Consider the following 18,639-nt stretch of genomic DNA (forward strand, 5'->3'; position numbering starts at 1 on the left):
TATTTCCTCCCTTCCAATCATTTTTCATTCAAAATGATCGATCTTCACTTATTATTTTTTCTCTTTTGGTTTCTTTGTACCGTATTTAGAACGGCTTTGTTTCCGGTTTTCAACACCCGCAGTGTCTAACGCACCACGTACGATATGGTAACGTACCCCAGGCAAGTCTTTCACACGGCCTCCACGAATCAGAACAACACTGTGTTCTTGAAGGTTGTGGCCAATCCCAGGAATATATGCAGTTACCTCAATTCCGTTTGTTAAACGCACACGAGCGTATTTACGCAGCGCAGAGTTTGGTTTCTTTGGCGTCATTGTTCCAACACGCGTACATACACCACGTTTTTGTGGAGAAGACACATTAGTTTGCGCTTTTTTGAAGCTATTGTAGCCTTTATTTAGTGCTGGAGAGTCTGAAGTTGTAATTTTAGACTTCCTTGGCTTACGCACCAATTGATTAATTGTAGGCATGAGAACATCCTCCTTCCGTCTTTTTTCTAAGCCCACACATCCAGGTGGTTCATTTTGTGGTAAAAACAAAGTCTTTGCAGAATATTGCTTCTGCAAAAACAGCTTTAGTCAGTAATAGCGACAATGGCAGCACCTACATCTATACCACACGCTTTCCCAAGTTTTTTCATTGAGTCTACGCGAGTAATAGGAACGTTCATTTCGATTGCAGATTGAATGACTTTTCCTGTAATATGAGGATCAGCATCCTCCGCTACAATCAATTCTCCAACATCACCAGACTTTAGTGCTTTCACTGCCTGTTTTGTTCCTACTATTACATGTTTGGCCTGCGATACTTTATCATAAGACATGTTATATCCTCCAAAGCAACAGGTTATTTATAGGAGCACCTTGAATATATTATCATCTTCAATTTTTAATGTCAACAAAAAAATAAAATTTTCGTCAGCGAGGAAACCGTTGCTTCCTCACTGACGAACCATATATCATTCTTTCCTCTACTCTACTGTAGCGACAGCCTCACTTGTATTAGCAAGCTCTGCATCTGCCTTGCGATAGCGCTGCATACCAGTACCTGCTGGAACAAGTTTTCCGATAATGACGTTTTCTTTTAAGCCAAGAAGTTCGTCTCGTTTCCCTTTTATTGCAGCATCTGTCAACACACGAGTTGTTTCTTGGAATGATGCTGCTGATAGGAATGAGTCTGTTTCAAGCGATGCTTTTGTAATTCCTAGCAACACGGGACGCCCTGTTGCAGGCTGCTTTCCTTCCAGCAATGCTTTTTCGTTGGCGTCTGAGAATTGATGGATGTCGAGCAATGTACCTGGCAACACATCTGTATCCCCAGCATCGTTTACCCGCACTTTTCGCAGCATTTGCCGCACCATCACCTCAATATGCTTATCGCCAATTTCAACACCTTGCATGCGATAAACCTTTTGTACCTCACGCAGCAAATATTCTTGTACTGCTGCAACATCGCGAACAGTTAATAGCTCTTTCGGATCAATAGATCCTTCTGTCAACTCTTGGCCTCGCTCTACGATGTCGCCAACTGCAACTTTCAAACGAGATGTGTATGGCGCATGATAAGTGCGGCTTTCAATCTCGCCTTGTATAACAATTTCATTTTGACGATCTCGTCCCTCATTAATAGCAGTTACTTCACCGTCAATTTCTGAAATGACCGATTGTCCTTTTGGATTACGCGCTTCAAACAATTCTTGAATCCGCGGCAAACCTTGTGTAATATCGTCTCCGGCCACCCCACCTGTATGGAATGTTCTCATTGTAAGCTGTGTACCCGGTTCTCCAATGGATTGAGCAGCAATAATACCTACCGCTTCTCCAACTTCCACCTCTGTACCTGTTGCAAGGTTTCGGCCGTAGCAACGTTTGCACACGCCATGACGAGTATTGCAAGTAAAAGCAGAACGAATATGAACTTCTTCTACGCCTGCATCTACAATCGATTTAGCAACATCTTCGTTAATCAGTTCGTTCTCTCTTACTAACACTTCTCCAGTACTAGGATGTTTAACAGACTTTCTAGCATAGCGCCCAATGAGACGCTCCTCTAAAGTCTCGATAATTTCCGTACCATCCTTTAATGCGCCAACGAGCAGTCCTCTGTCCGTACCACAATCAGTTTCACGGACAATGACATCTTGAGCAACGTCGACAAGCCGGCGTGTTAAGTAACCAGAGTCTGCTGTTTTTAAAGCTGTATCCGCAAGACCTTTCCGAGCACCGTGCGTTGAAATAAAGTATTCCAATACCGTTAAACCTTCACGGAAACTTGATTTAATCGGCAATTCAATAATACGGCCTGCAGGGTTAGCCATAAGCCCACGCATACCAGCCAATTGGGTAAAGTTTGACGCATTACCACGGGCGCCAGAATCACTCATCATAAAGATTGGGTTTAAGTTATCCAGCGTTTCCATTAGTTTGCCTTGAATATTGTCTTTTGCAATACTCCAGATAGAAATGACCCTGTCGTATCTTTCTTCTTCTGTGATCAATCCACGTCTAAATTGTTTCATGACATTATCGACTTTTTCTTGTGCCTCGTTTAAAATAACTTCTTTTTCCGGCAAGACAACAATATCAGCAATTCCGATTGTGATTCCGGCTTTTGTAGAATACTTAAAGCCTAAATTCTTCATACGGTCAAGCATTTTTGATGTTTCTGTGATCTTAAACTTTTTGAACACTTCCGAAATGATGCTGCCGAGTATTTTCTTTTTAAACGGCTCAATCAACGGTTGATTTTTAATATGTTCTTCAACATTTGTCATCGGGTCAACAAAATACTTTTCTGGTGTTTCATTTTCTAAATTGTTTTTTGTCGGTTCGTTAATATATGGGAACGTGTCTGGCAATATTTCATTAAAAATAAGTTTGCCGACCGTTGTAATTAATAACTTCTGTCTTTGTTCATCTGTAAACGTCTCATTTGTGATAGAGCCTGCGTAGACAGCTATTCGAGTATGCAAATGGACATAGCCGTTTTGATAAGCCAAAAGTGCTTCGTTGATATCCTTAAAGATTTTTCCTTCTCCTCTTGCTCCCTCTCGCTCCATTGTTAAGTAATAATTCCCTAACACCATGTCTTGAGAAGGTGTAACAACAGGTTTTCCATCTTTTGGATTCAAGATATTTTGCGCTGCCAGCATTAATAAACGTGCTTCTGCTTGTGCTTCTGCGGATAGTGGAACGTGTACCGCCATTTGGTCTCCATCAAAGTCAGCATTATATGCTGTACAAACAAGTGGATGCAGACGGATCGCTCTTCCTTCAACTAAAGTAGGTTCAAATGCTTGAATTCCGAGGCGATGCAGTGTTGGCGCCCGGTTTAAAAGAACTGGGTGTTCTTTGATTACTTCTTCAAGCACATCCCATACTTCTGGTTGTACCCGTTCAATTTTTCGCTTGGCACTTTTAATATTATGCGCAAGGCCTTTTTCTACTAACTCTTTCATCACAAATGGTTTAAACAGCTCAAGTGCCATTTCCTTAGGAAGTCCACATTGATACATTTTCAAGTTTGGACCAACGACAATAACAGAACGGCCTGAGTAGTCAACACGTTTACCTAACAAGTTTTGACGAAAACGACCCTGTTTTCCTTTTAACATATGGGATAATGATTTTAAAGGTCTATTTCCAGGACCTGTAACAGGTCTGCCGCGGCGGCCATTGTCAATTAGTGCGTCTACAGCCTCTTGGAGCATCCGCTTTTCATTTTGGACAATGATACTTGGCGCACCAAGGTCTAATAAGCGTTTTAAACGATTATTCCGATTGATCACTCGACGGTAAAGATCGTTCAAATCAGAAGTGGCAAACCTGCCGCCTTCTAACTGTACCATTGGACGCAGTTCTGGCGGAATGACTGGAAGGACATCCAAAATCATCCAATCAGGTTCATTTCCTGAATGGCGAAATGCTTCCAACACTTCTAGTCGTTTAATTGCACGAGTTCGACGTTGGCCTTGTGCTGTCTTTAATTCTTCTTTTAAAAAGTCTACTTCTTTATTTAGATCAATATCTTGCAGGAGCTTTTTAATCGCTTCTGCCCCCATGCCTGCTTGAAACTTATTTCCATACTTTTCTCGATAAGCACGATACTCTTTTTCAGAAAGAAGCTGTTTCTTTTCCAATGCGGTATCGCCAATATCAGTTACGACATATGAGGCAAAATAAATAACCTCTTCAAGGGCACGTGGAGACATGTCCAGTACAAGTCCCATTCGACTTGGAATTCCTTTAAAGTACCAAATGTGAGAGACTGGAGCAGCAAGCTCAATATGACCCATACGGTCGCGTCTTACCTTTGCTCTCGTCACTTCTACACCACAGCGATCACAAACAACGCCTTTATAGCGTACGCGCTTATATTTACCACAATGACATTCCCAATCTTTTGTCGGTCCAAAAATTCGTTCGCAAAATAATCCGTCTTTTTCTGGTTTTAACGTACGATAATTAATCGTCTCTGGTTTTTTCACTTCACCAAAAGACCAGGAACGGATTTTATCTGGTGAAGCAAGACCAATCTTCATGTACTCAAAATTGTTAACATCCAGCAAGGGGCCTACCTCCCTTTTTATATCCAGGTTCTACCCTATTTGCGCCTAAAGGCTGGTTCAAAAATTCGGGGAATAACGTCTCATTACAGTGTCGCGCTGCCTGCGCCAGTTCTTGTGTGTTTCTTGAAATTTCTTCAAAGTTGTTTACGTTATGAAAATCCATTCCTCGTAATCCTATAAACAACATCTTTGCAACACATACCGGGCAAACGAGGCCTCGGAAACTTCATTTCTTAAACATGGTTGGTTTTTTTGAATCATAAACCTCTAGGGATTGCTCAAAGAATGAATGACTGTACATCTCATGCAGCGCCATGAAAAACAAGAGGAACTTTAACCTTCATATTTTTTCATGGCGCAAATAAAATAGATCTGCTTCTGTTTTATCTAAAGAAATAAATTTATTCTTTCCAGGCAACTGCTTCTGTTTTACTCTCTGTTTCGGGAGCAATATTCAATGTATCCGCCTGATGATTATCTTCTTCTTCCTCTAATTCACGCATTTCAATTTCTTCTTCATCGCTTGAAAGGATTTTGACATCCATTCCCAAGCTTTGCAGTTCCTTAATTAGAACCTTGAATGATTCTGGAATACCAGGCTCAGGAACATTTTCTCCTTTGACAATTGCTTCGTATGTTTTTACCCGTCCAACGACATCGTCCGATTTGACTGTCAAAATTTCTTGCAGCGTATAAGCAGCACCGTAAGCTTCCAGTGCCCACACTTCCATTTCTCCGAATCGCTGACCGCCAAATTGCGCTTTACCGCCTAATGGCTGCTGCGTAACTAGCGAATAAGGCCCTGTGGAACGAGCATGCAATTTGTCATCAACCATATGGGCTAATTTAATCATGTACATGATGCCAACAGAAACCCGGTTATCAAATGGTTCGCCTGTACGTCCATCGTAGAGAATTGTTTTTGCATCCCGATCCATTCCAGCTTCTTCAATTGTATCCCAAACATCTTCCTCTGTTGCTCCATCGAATACTGGAGAAGCAACATGGATTCCAAGTCGTCGTGAAGCCATTCCTAAATGGAGTTCTAACACTTGGCCGATGTTCATCCGCGATGGAACTCCAAGGGGATTCAACATAACATCAACTGGCGTGCCATCTGGCATATACGGCATATCCTCTTCTGGGAGCACTTTAGAAATAACACCTTTATTTCCGTGTCTTCCAGCCATTTTATCTCCTTCAGAAATTTTTCGTTTCTGAACAATATAAACACGAACTAGCTGATTAACACCTGGAGGCAGCTCATCGCCATCTTCGCGATTAAACACTTTCACGTCTAGCACAATACCGCCGCCGCCATGTGGAACTCGTAGAGACGTATCGCGTACTTCGCGCGCTTTTTCTCCAAAAATAGCATGAAGCAATCTTTCCTCAGCAGTAAGCTCTGTCATTCCCTTAGGTGTTACTTTCCCAACAAGCAGGTCGCCATCTTTTACTTCTGCTCCAATACGAATGATGCCGCGTTCATCCAAATTACGTAATGCATCTTCACCAACATTCGGAATATCCCGCGTCATTTCTTCTGGACCAAGCTTAGTGTCACGAGCCTCTGATTCATACTCTTCAATATGAATCGATGTATAGACATCATCTTTTACAAGACGTTCACTCATAATAATGGCGTCTTCGTAGTTATAGCCATCCCACGTCATAAAAGCGACAAGGACGTTGCGCCCTAATGCAAGCTCGCCATTTTCCATGGATGGGCCATCACCAAGAATTTCACCCTTCGTCACATGATCTCCTACACTAACAATTGGCCGCTGATTATAGCATGTTCCTTGGTTGGAGCGAATGAATTTCTGTAATCGGTATTTATCGAGATTACCTTTTATTTTTTGCCCGTCTACTTCTGAAATGCGGCGTATCCACACTTCTCTTGATTCCACATGTTCAACAATGCCGTCATGCTTACAGATTACTGCTGCACCAGAATCTTTTGCGGATACATACTCCATTCCAGTACCAACAATAGGTGCTTCAGGCTGCATAAGTGGGACTGCTTGCCGCTGCATGTTTGCTCCCATCAAAGCACGGTTGGAGTCATCATTTTCTAAGAAAGGAATACAAGCAGTTGCCGCTGAAACAACTTGCTTCGGTGATACATCCATATAATCGATTCTATCTTTATGAACGACCGTGTTTTCTCCACGGAAACGTGCAATAACTTCATCGTTCATAAAACTGCCATCATCTGCTAGTGGTGCGTTCGCTTGCGCTACAACATAGTTGTCCTCTTCATCAGCTGTCAAATAATCGATTTGATTCGTAACCTTAGAAGTTTCTGGATCCACTCGCCGATATGGAGTTTCAATAAAGCCAAAACGATTGACCTTCGCAAACGACGAAAGTGAGTTAATTAATCCAATATTTGGACCTTCTGGTGTTTCAATCGGACACATTCTTCCATAGTGAGAATAGTGAACATCACGAACTTCAAAACCAGCACGCTCACGTGTTAAGCCTCCAGGTCCCAATGCAGAAAGACGGCGTTTATGCGTCAATTCAGCTAACGGATTGGTTTGATCCATAAATTGCGAAAGCTGAGAGCTGCCAAAGAATTCTTTAATAGAGGCAATAACAGGCCGAATATTGATTAATTGCTGCGGTGTAATCGTGTTGATATCTTGAATAGACATTCTTTCACGTACAACACGTTCCATCCGAGAAAGACCGATCCGAAATTGATTTTGCAGCAATTCACCAACAGAACGCAAACGGCGATTGCCTAAATGGTCAATATCATCAGTATCTCCTACCCCATGCAAGAGGTTAAAAAAGTAGCTAACAGATGAAATAATGTCAGCAGGAGTTATATTTTTGATACTCTCAGGGATGTTGCAATTGCCAATAACGTTAATGATTTTCTCTTCATCATCGTTTGGCGCATAAATTTTAATCGATTGTAGAGTAACTTTATCTTCCACGACACCGCCAGTTTGACGAAAAGTTTTAAAGCCTGCACCTTCTTCCAAGTATGGAAGCAGCTTATCCAATGTTCTGCGATCTAATAAAGTGCCTTTTTCAGCAATTACTTCGCCTGTTTCTGGATCAGCTAATGTTTCCGCTAAGCGCTGACCGAATAAGCGATTTTTAATATGAAGCTTTTTGTTGATTTTATATCTTCCTACATTGGCAAGGTCGTAGCGTTTTGGATCAAAGAAACGTGAAATCAGTAGACTTTTTGCGTTTTCTACTGTTGGCGGTTCACCTGGGCGCAGACGTTCATAGATTTCCAGCAGCGCTTTTTCTGCACTTTCGGTGTTATCCTTTTCAAGTGTATTACGAATATATTCGTTATCTCCTATTAAATCGATGATTTCTTGATCAGACCCAAACCCAAGAGCTCGAAACAGTACTGTAATCGGCAGCTTCCGAGTACGATCAATGCGCACGTAAACAACATCTTTAGCGTCTATTTCATATTCAAGCCATGCGCCTCGGTTTGGTATAACTGTGGCTGCAAATCCTTTTTTCCCATTTTTGTCTATCTTGCCGTTATAATAGACACTAGGTGAACGAACGAGCTGTGATACTATAACACGTTCTGCCCCATTAATAATAAATGTTCCCATTTCTGTCATCAGAGGGAAGTCACCCATAAAGACATCCTGATCTTTTACTTCGCCTGTTTCTTTATTAACAAGACGAAGTTTGACACGAAGAGGAGAAGCATATGTGACGTCTCGTTCTTTCGATTCATCAACATCATACTTCGGATCACCTAAACTATAATCAATAAACTCTAAAGAAAGATTTCCTGCGAAATCTTCAATTGGAGAAATATCTTGGAACATTTCTCTTAATCCCTCATCAAGAAACCACTGATAGGAAGCTGTTTGAATTTCAATAAGATTTGGTAATTCTAACACTTCACTGATACGCGCAAAACTTCTGCGTTGGCGGTGTCGTCCATACTGAACAAGTTGACCTTTCAACTGATTCACCCCTCAAATCAAGCGTTTTAATTGCGATCTGTCCTGTTTTCCATCTGCTGTCCACCAAACACGAAAGACAAAAAGAAAAAGGGTTTTACAACTGAAAACCACATTCTCTTCATACGTACTATTATTTTATAATCTTTTCCAATTTTACCAACAACTATACTATTCAGCTTTTAAGTGGTGAGTGCTTGGAAAAAATTATATGATGGCATTTTATGATTTTAGCATAGTACTAAACCGAAGTCAACCTTTTTTTGCTTTTAAAATGTAATATCCTTTCTTCTTATTCAAGATTTCTACGGAGTGGAATATTTCCTGTAGTTTTTGTTGAGCTGAAGGTGCTCCCTGTTTCTTTTGAATAACTACCCATAAGCTGCCTTCGTTAGTTAAGTGGTGATAGCTTTGAGTAAAGATGTCATGCACAACTTTTTTTCCTGCTCGAATCGGAGGATTAGTAATAATTGCAGTGAAGTTTTTTTCCTTTACTTGCTGTAAACGATCGCTTTCATAGATTACTGCATTTGTCAGCTTGTTGTTGCTTGCATTTTCTTTGGCAAGCGCAAGCGCACGCTCATTTACATCAACCATATGGATGGTTCTAGTTGGAAAAGACTTAGCAATTGTCAATCCTATCGGCCCATAACCACAACCAACATCCAGTATCGGACCGGCTATCTCTGGTTCTTCAAAAAGGTTTACTAATAATTTCGAACCAAAATCGACAGCTTTTTTCGAAAAAACACCTTGATCCGTTTTAAAGTGCAGCCTGTGGCCCCGCAAGTCTTCCTCCCAATACATTGGCTTGCTTTCTGCCTCAACATGTCGGGAATAATAATGATCCGTCAACATGAAACACCTCCGTTGAAACTACGAAATAAAAGAATTAGTAAAGGATATTTACATCTAAAGGCAAGATTAAACTGTTAAGTATTCAAAAGGTTTTTTAAATCAGCTGCTGCAACTATACACGAGTAATTTCCAGCGTTCCTTTTAAACAATTATAATGAGCAGTATTCATACAACTAGACTAATGTTTGCATGAAGAACTTCAAGTCCAAAAAAGCTCGCCTATAATAGCGAGCTTTTTATCCTTAGATGACTACTTAACTTCAACAACAGCTCCAACTTCTTCAAGTTTCGCTTTTAATTCTTCTGCTTCTTCTTTAGATACGCCTTCTTTTACTGGTTTCGGTGTATTGTCAACTAATTCTTTTGCTTCTTTTAAGCCAAGGCCAGTAATTTCACGAACTGCTTTAATAACTTTGATTTTTTGGCCGCCTGCTTCTGTAAGTACAACATCAAATTCAGATTGCTCAGCAGCTGCCTCGCCGCCGCCTGCTCCGCCAACTACTGCTACAGGAGCAGCTGCAGTTACACCAAATTCTTCTTCAATAGCTTTTACTAAGTCATTTAATTCTAGGACAGTCATCTCTTTAACTGCTTCAATGATTTGTTCTTTCGTCATCAGATTTTACCTCCAAAATGTTTAGTTATTTTAATCTATCGTACCGATTCTTTACGCACCTTGTTCATCTTTTTGATCTGCAACAGCTTTTGTTGCAAGAGCCAAGTTACGAATAGGCGCTTGAAGAACGCTAAGCAACATAGAAAGCAATCCTTCTCGAGAAGGAAGTTCAGCAAGTGCTTTAATTTCCTCTACGTTAGAAATATTACCCTCGATAACTCCGATTTTAATTTCTAATTGCTCATGCTTTTTAGCAAAATCATTAAGAATTTTCGCTGGTGCAACAACATCTTCTGTACTAAATGCGATAGCATTTGGTCCAATTAAAGATTCTGTTAAACCACCTAGCTCTGCTGCTTCTGCTGCTCGACGAGTAAGGGCATTTTTATATACTTTAAACTCAACCCCAGCTTCCCGCAGCTGTTTGCGAAGCTCTGTTACTTCAGCAACGTTTAATCCACGATAATCAACAACTACTGTTGATACACTTGATTTAAATTTTTCACTGATTTCTTCAACAACTAATTTCTTTTTTTCAATAGCAGTGCTCATCTTGACACCTCCTGCATCATTTGTTTGACATTTATATCCGTTAGATTGCAATGACAGTTTGTAAAAAAAACAAAGGAAAAGCCTCCATATCGAAGACATGGAGGCACGATGCGTATAATCATTCAACACGTTTAAGCTTTGCTTAAAGCCGGTTTTCATTTGATAGAAATCCGATTCGATGCAAGAAACTAAAAATCTCTTCTACATCAGGATGATTATTATCTATGCGCATTGTCCTCGGTAGGAAATTAAGCTTAATAAGAGGATGTTCAAAAAATGCGGGAAAAATCACCTTCGAATTTCTGTGTCTCTCTGTCATTCCGGTCCTCACGTATTTTTATACGCTACGGTCCTCATGACGATCGTTCCTTGAAATTCTCGGTTCTTTTTGTCCTCTTTTTGAACCTCTTTGATATTGGATGTTCAAAAATCCAGGAAAAATCACCTTCGAATTTCTGTGTCTCTCTGTTATTCCCGATCCTCACGTATTTTTATACGCTGCGGTTCTCATAACGATCGTTCCTTGAAATTCTCGGTTCTTTTTGTCCTCTTTTTGAACCTCAATATTGTTAAGCACCTACTGTCTACGGTACAAATGTTATTAAATTTACAACAGATAGATTTTAGCAAATAAAACCTAAGTTGTCAAACTATTTAACTTCGCCAAAAGTTGATGGATCTACTTTAACTCCAGGTCCCATTGTGGAAGAAACAGCGACGTTTTTCATATAAGTGCCTTTCGCTGCTGCTGGTTTTACTTTTTGTAGAGTTTCAAAAATAGTAGTAAGGTTATCAACTAGCTTTTCGTTTTCAAAAGAAACTTTGCCGACTGGAACGTGAATAATTCCAGCTTTATCGACACGATATTCTACTTTACCAGCTTTGATGTCTTTAATTGCTTTTTCAACATCAAAAGTAACTGTACCAGTTTTAGGGTTTGGCATCAAGCCTTTTGGCCCAAGTACACGACCAAGTTTTCCGACTTCTCCCATCATGTCTGGTGTTGCAACGATAACATCAAAATCAAACCAGCCTTGGTTGATCTTATTGATGTACTCAGCATCACCAACATAATCTGCTCCAGCTGCTTCAGCTTCTTTTAGCTTTTCGCCTTTTGCAAATACTAAAACACGTTGTGTTTTACCAGTACCATGTGGTAATACAACAGCACCACGAATTTGCTGATCTGCTTTTTTCGGGTCAACGCCGAGACGAAAAGCAGCTTCTACTGTTGCATCAAATTTTGCAAAATCCGTTTTCTTTACAAGTTCAATTGCTTCATTAACGGAATAGGCTTTTGAGCGGTCGATTAGCTTTGCCGCTTCTACATATTTTTTGCTTTTCTTTGCCATTCTTATTTTCCTCCTCGAATGTGGTTTTAGCGGAATAACCTCCCACGAATAAAGGTTGCGAGTTCAATCCTCTTCTCGCAACCTCGCCGAACAGAAATCCATTTGTTCCATGTATGGTTTCCTTTTAGTCTTCAATGGAAATTCCCATACTGCGTGCAGTACCTTCTACCATACGCATCGCTGCTTCTACGCTAGCTGCGTTAAGGTCAGGCATTTTCAATTCTGCGATTTCACGCACCTTGTCACGCTTAATCGCGGCCACCTTATTACGGTTTGGCTCACCTGAACCTGACTCAATACCAGCTGCTTTCTTTAATAAAACAGCAGCAGGTGGAGTTTTCGTAATAAATGTAAATGAACGGTCTTCGAACACCGTGATTTCAACAGGAATAATCAAGCCCGCTTGGTCTGCTGTACGAGCATTAAACTCTTTACAGAATCCCATGATATTAACACCTGCTTGACCTAGTGCCGGTCCAACTGGCGGCGCTGGATTCGCTTTGCCTGCGGGAATTTGTAGTTTTACAAGTTTGATTACTTTTTTAGCCACGAGACACACCTCCTTAAGTCCGTGATGTGGTGAATTGGGTAAAACCCTCCCACTCATTTTATAAGACTGTTGTTCCATTCATATGTTTTGACACATACTGACCTAAAAATAGTATCATTTTTACAATTATATTTCAAGTCATTTTTAAATAGCGATTCAAAAAACGCCCAAAAATATACAGGCCATATATACGTACCTTCATGAAGAATATGAGATCTTTATTGTGCGGCTATCCAGTGCTCTTATGATAATTTATCAATTTGGCTGAAGTCCAATTCTACAGGAGTCTCGCGTCCAAACATATTAACCATCACTTTTGCTTTTCCTTTTTCACGATCCATTTCATCAATTTTTCCCGTAAAGTTAGCAAATGGGCCTTCATTGACTGTTACTGTTTCACCAACTTCAAAGTTTACTTCTACACGTTTCTCTTCCATGCCCATCAGTTTCAAGATGCCATCAACTTCTTCTGGCAAAAGCGGCGTTGGTTTGGAACCAGAACCGGCAGATCCTACAAATCCTGTTACACCTGGCGTGTTACGAACGACGTACCAAGAATCATCCGTCATAATTAATTCAACCAAGACATAACCTGGAAACACTTTCTTTTTTGACACTTTCTTTTTGCCATTTTTAATATCGGTTTCCTCTTCTTCTGGTACAATAACACGGAAGATTTTATCGAGCATACCCATTGATTCCACACGCTTTTCTAAATTTGCTTTCACTTTGTTTTCATATCCAGAATATGTATGGACAACATACCAGTTCTTTTCCATATAACTAGGACTTTAATGTCCTTCCCTCCCCATATTAAAAATAGGTTCTTCCATATTTCTAGCAAATAAAAAACCCGTTATCCGGGCTTTAATTTTGTTATTCTCCATTATACCATGTGAACATCAACGTTATTCAACCGTTTATGTGAAGCAATTAAAAATAATGCGTGGTGAAAAAATTGAAATGGGCAGCAAGCAATTGGAGACTGCTTAGCCTAATATTAAGCGAATCAATTCAGATATTCCAGTATCTACAATGGCAAAAAACACAGCCAGGATGACGACAGTTGTGATTACTGTAATCGTATAACTAGTGAGTTCTTTACGTTTCGGCCATGTAACCTTTCGCATCTCTTTGCGTACATTCCGAAAGAATTCTATAATGCGTGACATGTTTGTACCTCCAAAGAATTGAATGAGATAACCTATCTTTATTTTGTTTCCCGATGTATTGTATGTTTATTGCAATGATTGCAGTATTTTTTCAGTGCCAATCTTTCGGTTTGTTTATTAGCTGGAGTTGAATAGTTTCTTGAACCACATTCAGCACAAGCTAAAATTGTTTTTTTCTTCATGATAGACACCTGCTAGTTATTTGATGACATTATTTAAAAAATATCATGCACTGTATGATCTGTCAATAAGCGGTATTTTTTATTGCGATGACTGTATATGTTCAAAAGCTATTAAAATCAAGGACAAATGAAAATGAATGAAGTGAAGTTTTTGGAACATAAGTAAAGTTTTTCATGCTGCAGTGCATGATGCCAATAACCTCTAGGAACTAAATTCTTTCATTTCCAAATATCTTTCTAGTTTTCTTTTTACCCTTTGAAGCGCATTATCGATTGATTTAACATGACGATTGAGTTCTGCGGAGATTTCCTGATAGGATTGGCCATCTAAATAGAGAGCCAACACTTTTCTTTCTAAATCACTTAATAATTCCATCATCTTGCCTTCAATACTATTAAATTTTTCCCGATTAATAATCAATTCTTCCGGGTCCATCATCTTAGCACCAGATATCACGTCCATTAGGGTTCGATCTGATTCCTCATCGTATATAGGCTTATCCAGTGAAACATAAGAATTTAGCGGAATATGCTTTTGGCGGGTTGCGGTCTTTATAGCGGTTATAATTTGACGAGTGATACAGAGCTCTGCGAATGCCTTGAAGGAGCTGAGCTTGTCTCCTTTGTAATCACGGATCGCTTTATATAAGCCTATCATTCCTTCTTGGACGATATCTTCTTTATCAGCACCAATAAGAAAATAAGACCTCGCTTTCGCTCGAACAAAGTTGCGGAATTTTTGGATGAGATAATCTAACGCTTCACTATCACCTTGATGAACCATCTCGATTAGTTGCTCATCTTCAAGCTTTTCAAACTTGCCATTATACATTAAGCCGTTGTTTAAACTCAAGTTAACCCCCCCGACTCCAGAAAGCGATAGATAAGAACATTATACACAAAATTTCAACGAATCACTACTTATTTTTGACCGCGGCGCCATTTTTCAAATATTTCTGCGACCTCATCCGAAAGTGGAATTTTTGATTGTGGTTTCTTTTCTCGTGTTTTTTCTACTTTTATATCAATTTTTCGTTCAATTTCGTTCATTTCGTTCAATAATTCACGTGCTGACTTTCTTAATGCACCTTGTCCAAAAATGACCCACTGCTCTGTATAATCCGAAGTCGCAACATAGATTTGTGTTTTTATATTATTTAATTCAATAGCGAGTTTTTCAATACGTTCATCAGCCGTTTCATCTTGACGGGTATAAACAACTTCAACTTTATAATTCCGATATTTGCGGCCAATGCCCTTTACAAATTGTGCGTCGAACACAATGATCACTTTCATTCCTGTGAAACCTTGGTATTCAGCCATTTTTTCAATTAACCGATCTCTAGCGGCGCTTAAATCTCGTTGCTTTAAGAGCTTTAGCTCTGGCCAATCGCCAATAATGTTATACCCATCTACAAGCAGGATATCCATGCTATTCTCCGAGTGGGCGGCGCTTTCGGAAAACCTCATACATTAATAAACTTGCTGCCACCGACGCATTCAACGAAGTTACATGCCCCGTCATCGGCAATTGAAAAAGAAAATCGCATTTTTCTTTTACTAAACGGCTAATTCCTTTTCCTTCACTGCCAATCACAAGTGCCAGCGGGATTTCTCCATCAATCATCCGATAATCTTGATTTCCTTTTGCGTCGGTTCCAGCGACCCAGATTCCTTGCGCTTTTAACTCCTCAATTGTTCTCGTTAAATTTGTTACTCTCACTACAGGAACGTATTCAATTGCACCTGTAGAAGCTTTTGCAACTGCTGCAGTTAAGCCTACCGCTCTTCTTTTTGGAATGATGATTCCGTGCACTCCAGCCGCATCCGCTGTTCTCATAATAGAACCAAGGTTATGAGGATCTTCCAACTCATCTAAAATAAGGAAAAAAGGTGCTTCTTCTCTAGACTTCGCAATATGAAAAAGCTCTTCTAGTTCCGCATATTTGTAAGCTGCAACTTGAGCTACAACGCCTTGATGGCGTTCAGTCGTCAATTGATCGATCTTTTGATTTGGAACATATTGGATCATAATGCCCGCACGTTTAGCTAATTGAATAATCTGTTGCATATGGTTTTTTTGGACGCCTTCTGCAATCCAAATCTTATTGATTTCACGGTTTGATCGCAACGCCTCTAGTACTGGATTCCTGCCAGCGATATATTCTTCGTTCATGATGTGCCTCCATTCTCAACTGTCTTTATTGCTTGATTAATCGTCTGTTCTAGTCTTTCAATTTCATGTGACAGATATAAATAGCCAATTAATGTTTCAAATGCTGTACTATGCCGATAAGTTTGCACATCTGTATTCTTAGGAATAGTCCCTGATTTAGCATTGCGTCCCCGCTTCGCAACAGATTGTTCTTCCTCTGTTAAAAATTGCTGTTCTATCATTTTCTTTAACAGAGCAGCTTGTGCCTTAGCAGAAACATACTTTGTAGCTTCTCTGTGAAGCTGGTGCGGCTTCGTTTTACCTTTCGCAAGGAGATGATGCCGTACGTATACTTCGTAGACAGCATCTCCCATGTAAGCAAGGGCAAGACTATTCAGCTGTTTAAAATCTACTTGTTTTTTTATTTCTAACATGCTTTCTTAGCCTCTCTTCCATCTTGTCCCTTGTGGAGTATCTTCCAATATAATATTTTTTTCTTTCAATTGATCACGAATATCGTCTGCCAATTGAAATTGACGGTTTTTGCGAGCCTGAATGCGCTGCTCAATAAGTGCTTCAATCTCTTCATCGTGCAATTCATTTCCCTCTAGTATAATCCCTAATACTCCGCAAAGTGATTCAAATTCTTTCATAAATGCATCAATCACGGTCTCCGAAGTATTTTTCTCCATCAAATAATAATTAGCCTGCTTTGCCAGATCGAATAAAACAGCAATGCCGTTTGCAGTATTAAAATCATCGTCCATTGCCTTTACAAACGACTCACGATGTCTGTGAATCACTTCAAGCCACTCATGATCGTTTTCTGTTAAATTAGCACTGGATTGCTTTCGATGCTGTAAATTTTCGTAAGAAGTTCTTAATCGCTCTAATGCAGCCGCTGCATTTTCTAACACTTCATCACTGTAATTAATCGGATTGCGATAATGGACAGATAACATGAAAAACCGAACGATTTGAGGGTCATGGTGCTTAAGAATTTCATGAACTAGTACGAAGTTGCCTAGTGATTTAGACATTTTCTCATTGTCTATATTGATGTAGCCATTATGCAGCCAATAACGAGCAAACGGCTTCCCTGTCAACGCTTCTGTCTGCGCAATTTCATTTTCGTGATGAGGAAATGTCAAATCTTGGCCTCCAGCATGAATGTCAATTGTATCGCCAAGGTATTTCCTCGCCATTGCAGAGCATTCAATATGCCAGCCCGGTCTTCCTAATCCCCATGGACTCTCCCAAGAAATTTCCCCTTCCTTGGCCGCTTTCCAAAGGACAAAATCAAGCGGGTCTGCTTTTTTTTCACCTACTTCAATTCTCGATCCAAGCTGTAATTCATCGATAGATTGATGGGACAACTTTCCATATTGAGGAAATTTTTGTGTAGCATAATAAACATCTCCCTCAGACTCATAAGCAAAACCTTTATCGATCAACGCTTGAATAAACTCAATTATAATATCAATATTTTCCGTAACGCGAGGGTGAACATCCGCTCTCACACATCCCAACGCTGATACATCTTCAAAGAACGCCTCAATAAACCTGTTTGCAATCGTTGGAACATCTTCACCAAGTGCATTCGCTGCATTAATTAAGCGATCATCAACATCGGTGAAATTTGAAACAAATGTCACTTCGTAGCCCCGATATTGTAAATAACGGCGAACCATATCGAAGACAATCACAGGCCGTGCATTTCCGATATGAATATAATTATAAACGGTAGGACCGCATACATACATTTTAATTTTTCCTTCTTCAAGAGGAACAAGAGGTTCCTTCTTTCTTGTAAGTGTGTTAAAAAGTCTAATCGCCATTATTTGGCATCCTCCTTCTTTTTCCATTCATCTAATTCTTGCTGCAGTTTTTGAATCTTTTTTTCCATCGCGGCGCAGCGATCTTCTACTGGATCTGGTAAATTATGATGGTCTAATTTATGATTTACTCGTACACCATCACGGACGACAATCCGGCCTGGAATTCCTACTACAGTGGAGTTGTCAGGCACATCTTTTAAAACGACGGAACCAGCGCCTATTTTTGAGTTTTCCCCAATTGTAATAGAACCGAGAACTTTTGCACCAGTAGCAATCAGTGCATTATCTTTTATTGTTGGATGGCGTTTTCCTTTTTCCTTCCCTGTTCCACCAAGGGTAACGCCTTGATAAATCGTTACATTGTCCCCAATTTCACACGTTTCGCCAATGACAACACCACTTCCATGATCGATAAAAAAACAACGGCCGATTTTCGCACCAGGATGAATTTCAATTCCAGTAAAAAAACGGCTTATTTGAGAAATGAGGCGGGCAAGAAAAAAGAACTTGCCTTTATACAAAGCGTGAGCGATACGATGAGCCCAAATCGCATGTAGCCCAGAATACGTCAAAACCACTTCAAAACGACTGCGAGCTGCAGGATCCTGTTCAAACACTACTTTAATATCCTCATTTATTCTTTTAAACATACTCTCAACTCCCCCTGTTTTGCAAATGTGGATGAAACGTATCTTTATTTCAATTATTTGTTCAAAAAGCCTTGAATCAGAGCCGAAAATCAAGATGTCCTTAGTATATACAGTAGACAGATTTCCCCAATATTTCTCCCCAGAAGACGAATGCTGCTGTGGATTTTTATGACTTTTTGAACAATCGGAA

18 protein-coding genes are annotated in these 18,639 nt (G+C 39.9%); all 18 read right to left on the reverse strand.

All coding sequences use genetic code 11. The features are described 5' to 3' along the window. Positions 1-51 precede the first annotated feature (51 nt). Complete coding sequence (gene rpsL / locus J2S08_RS16115) at positions 52-471, reverse strand: 30S ribosomal protein S12 (RefSeq protein ID WP_307231291.1); 420 nt, start codon at positions 469-471, stop codon at positions 52-54. A gap of 104 nt (positions 472-575) precedes the next feature. Beyond that, positions 576-824, reverse strand: coding sequence for a 50S ribosomal protein L7ae-like protein (locus J2S08_RS16120; protein ID WP_307231293.1), 249 nt, complete (start codon positions 822-824; stop codon positions 576-578). A gap of 147 nt (positions 825-971) precedes the next feature. Next, positions 972-4,568, reverse strand: coding sequence for a DNA-directed RNA polymerase subunit beta' (rpoC, locus tag J2S08_RS16125; protein WP_307231295.1), 3,597 nt, complete (start codon positions 4,566-4,568; stop codon positions 972-974). 401 nt (positions 4,569-4,969) lie between these two features. Beyond that, on the reverse strand, positions 4,970-8,527 hold the full coding sequence (rpoB, locus tag J2S08_RS16130) for a DNA-directed RNA polymerase subunit beta (protein ID WP_307231296.1): 3,558 nt from the start codon (positions 8,525-8,527) through the stop codon (positions 4,970-4,972). A 249-nt stretch (positions 8,528-8,776) separates the two neighbouring features. Next, positions 8,777-9,379 carry a class I SAM-dependent methyltransferase gene (locus J2S08_RS16135; protein WP_307231339.1) on the reverse strand — a complete coding sequence of 201 codons (603 nt, stop codon included), beginning with the start codon at positions 9,377-9,379 and terminating at the stop codon, positions 8,777-8,779. A 253-nt stretch (positions 9,380-9,632) separates the two neighbouring features. Further along, positions 9,633-9,998 (reverse strand): 50S ribosomal protein L7/L12, encoded by a 366-nt coding sequence (gene rplL, locus J2S08_RS16140; protein ID WP_307231298.1) that lies wholly within the window; start codon positions 9,996-9,998, stop codon positions 9,633-9,635. A 51-nt stretch (positions 9,999-10,049) separates the two neighbouring features. After that, the gene (gene rplJ, locus J2S08_RS16145; protein ID WP_307231300.1) at positions 10,050-10,550 is read right to left on the reverse strand and encodes a 50S ribosomal protein L10; all 501 of its coding nucleotides are present in this window, start codon (positions 10,548-10,550) and stop codon (positions 10,050-10,052) included. Between the two features lie 650 nt (positions 10,551-11,200). Further along, on the reverse strand, positions 11,201-11,902 hold the full coding sequence (rplA, locus tag J2S08_RS16150; RefSeq protein ID WP_307231302.1) for a 50S ribosomal protein L1: 702 nt from the start codon (positions 11,900-11,902) through the stop codon (positions 11,201-11,203). A gap of 124 nt (positions 11,903-12,026) precedes the next feature. Further along, entirely contained in the window at positions 12,027-12,452 is a 426-nt protein-coding gene (rplK, locus tag J2S08_RS16155; protein WP_307231342.1) for a 50S ribosomal protein L11, read from the reverse strand. A gap of 242 nt (positions 12,453-12,694) precedes the next feature. Further along, positions 12,695-13,231, reverse strand: coding sequence for a transcription termination/antitermination protein NusG (nusG, locus tag J2S08_RS16160; protein ID WP_307231304.1), 537 nt, complete (start codon positions 13,229-13,231; stop codon positions 12,695-12,697). Positions 13,232-13,441: 210 nt separating this feature from the next. Then, positions 13,442-13,624, reverse strand: coding sequence for a preprotein translocase subunit SecE (gene secE / locus J2S08_RS16165; protein ID WP_307231306.1), 183 nt, complete (start codon positions 13,622-13,624; stop codon positions 13,442-13,444). 38 nt (positions 13,625-13,662) lie between these two features. Continuing rightward, on the reverse strand, positions 13,663-13,806 hold the full coding sequence (gene rpmG / locus J2S08_RS16170; protein ID WP_307231308.1) for a 50S ribosomal protein L33: 144 nt from the start codon (positions 13,804-13,806) through the stop codon (positions 13,663-13,665). Positions 13,807-14,008: 202 nt separating this feature from the next. Beyond that, positions 14,009-14,638 (reverse strand): RNA polymerase sporulation sigma factor SigH, encoded by a 630-nt coding sequence (gene sigH / locus J2S08_RS16175; RefSeq protein WP_307231345.1) that lies wholly within the window; start codon positions 14,636-14,638, stop codon positions 14,009-14,011. Positions 14,639-14,727: 89 nt separating this feature from the next. Next, positions 14,728-15,237 (reverse strand): NYN domain-containing protein, encoded by a 510-nt coding sequence (locus J2S08_RS16180; protein ID WP_307231310.1) that lies wholly within the window; start codon positions 15,235-15,237, stop codon positions 14,728-14,730. 1 nt (position 15,238) lies between these two features. Beyond that, a complete protein-coding gene (gene rlmB, locus J2S08_RS16185) occupies positions 15,239-15,982 on the reverse strand; it encodes a 23S rRNA (guanosine(2251)-2'-O)-methyltransferase RlmB (protein WP_307231312.1) in 744 nt (247 codons plus the stop codon). Next, complete coding sequence (locus tag J2S08_RS16190; RefSeq protein ID WP_307231314.1) at positions 15,979-16,395, reverse strand: Mini-ribonuclease 3; 417 nt, start codon at positions 16,393-16,395, stop codon at positions 15,979-15,981. The genes rlmB and J2S08_RS16190 overlap by 4 nt, the downstream gene beginning before the upstream one ends. A 6-nt stretch (positions 16,396-16,401) precedes the next feature. Then, a complete protein-coding gene (cysS, locus tag J2S08_RS16195) occupies positions 16,402-17,799 on the reverse strand; it encodes a cysteine--tRNA ligase (RefSeq protein ID WP_307231316.1) in 1,398 nt (465 codons plus the stop codon). Then, positions 17,799-18,449, reverse strand: coding sequence for a serine O-acetyltransferase (cysE, locus tag J2S08_RS16200; RefSeq protein ID WP_307231318.1), 651 nt, complete (start codon positions 18,447-18,449; stop codon positions 17,799-17,801). Before cysE ends, cysS begins: the two co-directional genes overlap by 1 nt. Positions 18,450-18,639 lie beyond the last annotated feature (190 nt).

Source organism: Bacillus chungangensis (assembly GCF_030812995.1).
GTDB classification, from domain to species: Bacteria; Bacillota; Bacilli; order Bacillales; family Bacillaceae_C; genus Bacillus_CF; species Bacillus_CF chungangensis.

Bases quoted from the DNA above. Each gene is read 5' to 3' on its own strand.
- rpsL (WP_307231291.1), bottom strand. From the start codon at position 471: ATGCCTACAATTAATCAATTGGTGCGTAAGCCAAGGAAGTCTAAAATT.
- J2S08_RS16120 (WP_307231293.1), bottom strand. From the start codon at position 824: ATGTCTTATGATAAAGTATCGCAGGCCAAACATGTAATAGTAGGAACA.
- rplL (WP_307231298.1), bottom strand. From the start codon at position 9,998: ATGACGAAAGAACAAATCATTGAAGCAGTTAAAGAGATGACTGTCCTA.
- rplJ (WP_307231300.1), bottom strand. From the start codon at position 10,550: ATGAGCACTGCTATTGAAAAAAAGAAATTAGTTGTTGAAGAAATCAGT.
- rplA (WP_307231302.1), bottom strand. From the start codon at position 11,902: ATGGCAAAGAAAAGCAAAAAATATGTAGAAGCGGCAAAGCTAATCGAC.
- nusG (WP_307231304.1), bottom strand. From the start codon at position 13,231: ATGGAAAAGAACTGGTATGTTGTCCATACATATTCTGGATATGAAAAC.
- secE (WP_307231306.1), bottom strand. From the start codon at position 13,624: ATGTCACGCATTATAGAATTCTTTCGGAATGTACGCAAAGAGATGCGA.
- rpmG (WP_307231308.1), bottom strand. From the start codon at position 13,806: ATGAAGAAAAAAACAATTTTAGCTTGTGCTGAATGTGGTTCAAGAAAC.
- sigH (WP_307231345.1), bottom strand. From the start codon at position 14,638: ATGTATAATGGCAAGTTTGAAAAGCTTGAAGATGAGCAACTAATCGAG.
- J2S08_RS16180 (WP_307231310.1), bottom strand. From the start codon at position 15,237: ATGGATATCCTGCTTGTAGATGGGTATAACATTATTGGCGATTGGCCA.
- rlmB (WP_307231312.1), bottom strand. From the start codon at position 15,982: ATGAACGAAGAATATATCGCTGGCAGGAATCCAGTACTAGAGGCGTTG.
- J2S08_RS16190 (WP_307231314.1), bottom strand. From the start codon at position 16,395: ATGTTAGAAATAAAAAAACAAGTAGATTTTAAACAGCTGAATAGTCTT.
- cysS (WP_307231316.1), bottom strand. From the start codon at position 17,799: ATGGCGATTAGACTTTTTAACACACTTACAAGAAAGAAGGAACCTCTT.
- cysE (WP_307231318.1), bottom strand. From the start codon at position 18,449: ATGTTTAAAAGAATAAATGAGGATATTAAAGTAGTGTTTGAACAGGAT.